The 6796-nt window shown below is 43.9% G+C and carries 7 protein-coding genes; 2 read left to right on the forward strand and 5 right to left on the reverse strand.

The features are described 5' to 3' along the window. Positions 1-49: 49 nt before the first annotated feature. The 5 genes from FHQ23_RS10235 to mpl all read right to left on the reverse strand — a co-directional run bounded on the left by FHQ23_RS10235 (position 50) and on the right by mpl (position 4974). Positions 50-844, reverse strand: coding sequence for an ABC transporter ATP-binding protein (locus FHQ23_RS10235; RefSeq protein WP_139611190.1), 795 nt, complete (start codon positions 842-844; stop codon positions 50-52). Positions 845-849: 5 nt separating this feature from the next. Then, a complete protein-coding gene (locus FHQ23_RS10240) occupies positions 850-1761 on the reverse strand; it encodes an ABC transporter permease (protein WP_139614239.1) in 912 nt (303 codons plus the stop codon). A 123-nt stretch (positions 1762-1884) separates the two neighbouring features. Then, positions 1885-2853: an ABC transporter substrate-binding protein gene (locus FHQ23_RS10245; protein ID WP_139614240.1), complete on the reverse strand. Its 969-nt coding sequence runs from the start codon at positions 2851-2853 to the stop codon at positions 1885-1887. Between the two features lie 311 nt (positions 2854-3164). Further along, positions 3165-3374, reverse strand: coding sequence for a cold-shock protein (locus FHQ23_RS10250; protein WP_132966051.1), 210 nt, complete (start codon positions 3372-3374; stop codon positions 3165-3167). A gap of 232 nt (positions 3375-3606) precedes the next feature. Then, positions 3607-4974 (reverse strand): UDP-N-acetylmuramate:L-alanyl-gamma-D-glutamyl-meso-diaminopimelate ligase, encoded by a 1368-nt coding sequence (mpl, locus tag FHQ23_RS10255; RefSeq protein ID WP_176552304.1) that lies wholly within the window; start codon positions 4972-4974, stop codon positions 3607-3609. A 150-nt stretch (positions 4975-5124) separates the two neighbouring features. Here mpl and fbp point away from each other — a divergent pair, with 150 nt between their 5' ends. Continuing rightward, entirely contained in the window at positions 5125-6132 is a 1008-nt protein-coding gene (gene fbp, locus FHQ23_RS10260) for a class 1 fructose-bisphosphatase (protein WP_139608898.1), read from the forward strand. Between the two features lie 73 nt (positions 6133-6205). Next, positions 6206-6718: a hypothetical protein gene (locus tag FHQ23_RS10265; protein ID WP_139614241.1), complete on the forward strand. Its 513-nt coding sequence runs from the start codon at positions 6206-6208 to the stop codon at positions 6716-6718. Positions 6719-6796: the final 78 nt, after the last annotated feature.

Raw genomic sequence — 6796 nt, forward strand, 5'->3', positions numbered from 1 at the left:
TTTTGTCTACTATACCTATTTGTTTATAATAGATGGCTAGCCCACAACACTAGCCCAACAACAGACTATCATCACTCAGCTCTTCGCCACGGGTTTTCTCAAACATTTTCAGTAGATCCGGCACATCCATTTTGTCACGCACGGCACCTTTCACGTCCAACACCACTTGCCCCTGATGTAGCATCACGGTGCGTTCGCCATGATCCAACGCTTGGCGCATCGAATGAGTAACCATCATCACCGTCAGATTATTCTCTTTAACGATTCGGTCGGTCAATTCCATCACAAACGCCGCTGTTTTGGGATCCAGCGCCGCAGTATGTTCGTCTAGCAGCAAAATATTCGACGGCTGCAATGACGCCATCAACAAGCTGACTGCCTGCCGCTGTCCACCGGAAAGCAACCCCATACGATCGGTTAAACGATCTTCCAACCCCAATTTCAACATGGCAAGCTTTTCGCGAAACAACTCACGCGCTGTTTTATTACTGAAAAACGCCAAGCCACGTTTGCGCCCACGGTTATACGCCAACGCCATGTTTTCCTCGATAGTCAACCCCTCACAAGTGCCAAGCATCGGGTCTTGAAACACCCGAGCTACCGACGCCGCACGCTGCCAAGTGCCTTTACGGGTGACATCTTTCCCGTTGAGATACACCCTGCCGGAATCGACCAAATAATCGCCGCAAATTGCATTCAGTAACGTAGATTTTCCTGCACCGTTACTGCCGATCACCGTGACAAATTCGCCTTCGGAAATATCCAACGACAGTCCACGCAACACCGGGTTTTCAATCGGGGTTCCACGATTGAAGGTTATTCTTAAATCATCTAATTTCATCATACAGGTTACGACTTCTTGCTTGAAAATTGCTGTTTCATTTTACTTTTGAGCTGTGGTGCAATTAAAACCAGCACCACCAAAATTGCGGTGACTAGATTCAAATCTTGCGCCCCAAAGCCGATTTCTCGCAAAGTATCACTGCTTAGTGCCACCGCAATAAAGAAACGATACAGAATCGAGCCGACAATCACCGCTAGTGTGATCACTAGAATGCGCTTCGATGGGATCAAGGTTTCACCGATAATCACGGCTGCCAGTCCGATCACAATCGTACCGACCCCAATCGACATATCCGCACCACCCTGTGTTTGTACATATAGCGATCCACCCAGTGCAATCAAGGCATTAGACAATGCCATGCCCAAGAAAATCATCTTCCCGGTAGCAATGCCCTGTGCTTTTGCCATGCGCAGATTAGCGCCGGTAGCACGCACCGCCAAACCCACTTCGGTGTTGAAAAACCAGTCGAGCAGTAATTTAGCCACAATCACAAATCCCAATACAAACAGCGGCTGGATATACAATTGATTACTGGCATCAGCGTTAATGAAGGGTTCGTAGATGGTGGGTTCGCCCAACAACGATAGATTTGGCGAGCCCATCACGCGCAAATTAACCGAATACAGCGCAATCATCACTAAAATACTGGCCAGCAGTTGTAATATTTTTAAAGATACATGCAACCATGCGGTCACCAAGCCTGCCAGGCCACCGGCAATTGCTGCGGCAAAGGTGGCGATCCATGGATCAATACCGTTGACAATACAAACCGCACACACTGCGCCGCCTAATGGAAAACTGCCGTCGGCGGTTAAATCCGGAAAGTCTAAAATACGAAATGAAATCAAGACGCCCAACGCCACCAAAGCGTAAATCAACCCAATTTCGAGCGCCCCTAAAAAAAGTACCGAAGTCATAGTAATCGTTCTTTAAATAATCAATAAAAGAGTAAAAAACTGTAGCGCTATACTATCACAGCGCTACAGTATTCGGCTTGTCATGATGAAATTAAAACTCTCAACCGTCTAAAAAAACACCGATTATGGGCTAACCACTTCTTTTGCTGATTCCACCAGTGTTTGTGGCACCGTAATCCCAAACGCTTTTGCGGATTTCAGATTTAGATAGAGATCTAACTTATCCATAGTTTTGACCGGCATATCTCCGGCTTTTTTGCCATTTAAAATATCCACGATCATTTTGCCGGTTTCTTCACCCAAAATGTAATAGTTATTTGACAGTGCTGCAATTGCACCACGTGCGACAGTGCTGGTGTCGGAGGCGACCAACGGAATGTCGGAATCCAACGCCGCTTTATATAGTGCCTCATAAGCTGAAACCACATTATTATCAGTCGAGGTGTAAATTACATCGACTTTGCCTTTCAAGCTGCGCGCGGCAATACCAATGTCGGTAGTCCGTGGTGCTGGCGCTTCAACCACCTCAAAGCCATTCACTTTCCCAGCTTCTTGTAATTGTTTTAGTACAACTACTGAGTTCACTTCACCGGTGCTATAGACATAACCAATTTTTTTCAAATTGGGGATCAACTGTTTGATCAAATCAATTTGTGGTTGAATCGGCAGTGTATCCGAAGCACCAGTGACATTGGTGCCGGAAGCGCCCCAATCTTTCACCAATTTAGCTGCCACAGGGTCAGAAATCGCAGAGAAAACCACCGGAATATTACGCGTTGCCGCCACCACTGACTGCGCACTCGGTGTGCCGATTGCCAAAATCACATCTGGCTTATCACCGACAAATTTACGTGCGATTTGTGCCGCAGTCGCGGTGTTACCCTGTGCGCTTTGAAAATCAACTTTTAAATTTTTGCCCTCTTCATAACCGGCTTTTTTCAATTCTGCCAATGCTCCTTCTCGCACCGCATCCAACGCAGGATGCTCAACAATTGCGGTAATCGCAACCTGCTTCAGCTCGGCTGCAACAGCGCCAGTACTGATCAAAACCGCACTTAGTGCTGCCCATAGGGTTGTAGTTATTTTTTTCATTGTTGCCGCTCCTTGTCGTATGCCGGAAAATAAGAAAGAATCTATAATTGAACGGGTGTTACACCATTGGCGGATATTGAACAATATCCTCACCGCTGATTAAAGATAATGAATAATTGTAATAAAATCAATACAACTGTAATAAAAACAATCCAGCCAATAGATAAACTGCTTAAATCTGTGCTAATTTCTTATAAACCGCCTTTTTATCGTGCAAAATTTGTTCGTAAATTCAATACTATTCATTTTCTTCAGACGTAAAAAAGCCGTCTAATGTAGACGGCTTTTAAGAATTCGATAATTTAGCTAGATTAAGCAACGACTGTCACATTTTCAGCTTTTTTACCACGTTGATCATCAACAATATTGAAAAGCACTGCTTGGCCTTCTTTTAAAGTACGAAACCCTTCGCTTTGGATTGCGGAAAAATGCACGAATACATCTTCTCCACCTTCAACTTGTAAAAAACCAAAACCTTTAGTTTCATTGAACCATTTAACGGTTCCTTTTACTTGCGACATTACTACATCCTACATTAATAATTAAAAAAATCTTACCTTACAACACTACAACCAAACCAGAGTTGATTTTCATGACATGGTAAAGCTTGCTCGATGAGCAGTCCGCATACTACCAACATAAACTCTAAATTACACGTTTTATTTTAGAAAGTGGCGGAAAAACCGCACTTTTGATGTAATAATGTGAAAAACATCACATTATTAGCCAAAACCTTTCTGGCTGTCTTATTCATTATAGCGATAATCTTGCCAATAACTTCTGATGAATCCCGTCAAAACTGCCGTTACTCATCACCAAAATATGATCACCCGCTTGTGCTTCTCCAGCGATCAACTCGATCAATAGATCAATATTACCACTCCATTTTGTCGGCACAGTTGATTTTTCAGCGATTTCTGCAACCTCCCAAGGAATATTGTCCGGCTGCAATAAAAAAATATAATCCGATTTCACCAATGAAGCCACCAGCTCATTTTTATGCAGCCCCATCTTCATGGTATTAGAACGTGGCTCCAACACTGCCAAAATACGTTTTGCCCCTCCAATCCGATCACACAGCGCCGTCACAGTGGCGGCAATTTCCGCCGGATGATGGGCAAAATCATCGTATACGGTGATATCTTTAGCACAGCCTTTCAGCTCTAAACGACGGTTTGTATTGATAAATCCTGTCAGCGAAGCACAAGCTTTCTCCACCGAAACGCCTGCACGATATGCCGCCGCAATCGCCATTAACGCATTATGCATATTATGTTCGCCAAACACATCCCAACGCACTTCGGCAATTTTTTGTTGTCGGTGATACACCGCGAAATGGCTGCTGTCTTGAGCTATTTTCTGCGCAAACCACTCTGCCTCCCCCCCAAGATGCTGCTGTTCACTCCAGCAACCCATCTCCAATGTTTGCTTGACTGTGCTGTCATCTTTAACTGACAGCACCAACCCCGATTGCGGGATAATACGAATCATATGGTGGAATTGACGCTGGATCGCCATCAGATCATCAAAAATATCAGCATGGTCGAAGCCAATATTGTTGATAATCAGAGTATTAGGATTGTAATGTACAAACTTAGAGCGTTTATCAAAAAACGCCGTATCATATTCATCTGCTTCAATCACAAAATACGGACTGTCCCCCAACTGTGCTGAAGTCGAAAAATTACCCGTTACGCCCCCAATCAAAAATCCCGGATTCAGACCATTATCAGCCAAGATCCAAGCTAAAATACTGCTGGTGGTGGTTTTACCGTGCGTACCGGAAACCGCTAATACCTTGCGGCTACGCAACAGATTATCGTGCAGCCACTGCGGGCCCGAGGTGTAAGGGATTGCATGGTCCAACACATATTCCACACAAGGATTGCCCCGTTTCATCGCATTGCCGATGATCACCATATCCGGCTGTGGAACCAATTGTGCCGGATCATAATTGGCAATAATCTCTATACCGCTCTTTTGCAAGAACGTACTCATCGGTGGATAAACATTCACATCCGAGCCGGTCACTTTATACCCCATTTGCCGCGCAATAATCGCTACGCCCCCCATAAAGGTGCCGCAAATGCCCAAAATATGAATATGTTGCTGTTTTATCATGGTTTAATCGCTCTTTTCTCTAAATTAAAATGTGGTTGAGATCACAGATTCTAAGCTAATCCTGACGTAGGATCGAATGACTGCTATAATAAAATGCGTCGATTATATAACAAAAAATCACAAGATTCTTTTTTAATTACGGGAGCAAAAATGAAAACATTAGGTGAATTTATCGTTGAGAAACAAGCGGATTACCCCAGCGCCAAAGGCGAATTGAGCGGTATTCTTTCCTCGATCCGTTTAGTCGCCAAAGTTATCCACCGCGATATCAATAAAGCAGGCTTGAGTAACGATATAATCGGCAATTCCGGGATAGAAAACGTGCAAGGTGAAGCCCAAATGAAATTGGATGCCTTTGCTCATGAAAAAATGAAAGCAGCGTTGATTGCCCGTGACGAAGTTGCCGGTTTTGGATCAGAAGAAGAAGAAAATTTTGTCGCATTCGACACCGAAAGAGGACGCAATGCCAAATATATCATCTTAGCTGACCCACTCGACGGCTCTTCAAATATTGATGTCAACGTTGCTGTCGGCACCATCTTTTCTATTTATCGACGTATCTCCCCTATCGGCACCGCAGTAACTTTAGCAGACTTTTTACAGCCTGGGCACAAGCAGGTAGCTGCCGGTTACATTGTTTACGGTTCGTCAACCATGCTGGTTTATACGACCGGCAATGGGGTAAATGGTTTTACATATGACACCTCATTAGGCGTTTTTCTTCTTTCCCATGAAAATATCAAGATTCCACAAAACGGCAAATGCTACTCCATCAACGAAGGTAACTACCTTAAATTCCCAATGGGGGTAAAAAAATACCTGAAATATTGCCAAGAGGAAGATGAAAGCAGCCACCGCCCTTATACTTCACGCTATATTGGCTCTTTGGTCTCCGATTTCCACCGCAATCTATTGAAAGGCGGGATCTATATTTACCCGACTTCGACCCACTACCCACTGGGAAAACTGCGGTTATTATACGAAGGCAACCCAATGGCATTTCTTGCTGAACAAGCTGGTGGACTCGCCAGTGACGGCTATCAACGAATTTTAGATATCGAGCCGACTGAATTACATCAAAGAACACCATTATTTGTCGGTTCAAAAAACATGGTTGAAAAAGCCACCTCATTTATGCTTGAATATCAAAATCAGTAAAAGTGCGGTTTTCATCAAGAATTGACTTCATCATACGGATTGCTTTATGCTGTCTGTATGATGTGAGGTAGCTATGAATTTACTTTTAAAATATGGTTCAATCTTTATTGCCGTCTGTTTACTGATTGTCGCCTCGACTTTTCTTAAGGGGAAAAAAGCACATTCGCTGCCGGAATTCAAAAGCATTGCCTCCTACGCACTACCCGACTCCCCAATGCTGGACGAATTTAGATCCCGCATCAATTTAGAAGGCCCGGAATATTTTCTAACCAGTGATCAAAACATCACCAACCTAGTGCTGCGTTATAAAATAGGCATTAACTCTTCCAGACCGGTGCACTCTATCTCTTGGCTTTCTCTATATACTTACCAAGGACACATTATTTTTAACAAAGAGATTCAAGTGGTGTTTAATTCCGGTATGGATCAATACCAAAGCCGCAGCATCGATTCGGTCTTCCCAATCGACTCTATCTCACGTAACAACCGCATTTTTTTCCTCTCACCCAATCCAGAAATTGAAGCCATCGTGCTACCACTCAGCATTCAATATCTGGACGGCGGACGGTTGGAAGTGCCGTATTGAACACAAACCGCACTTTCGCTAAAACTAAAAATACTGCAACTGTATCTTGTAAATGCCCAAACCTAGCACAACTTCAAA

The organism is Testudinibacter crocodili (genome assembly GCF_006228025.1).
In the GTDB taxonomy this organism is placed as follows: Bacteria; Pseudomonadota; Gammaproteobacteria; order Enterobacterales; family Pasteurellaceae; genus Chelonobacter.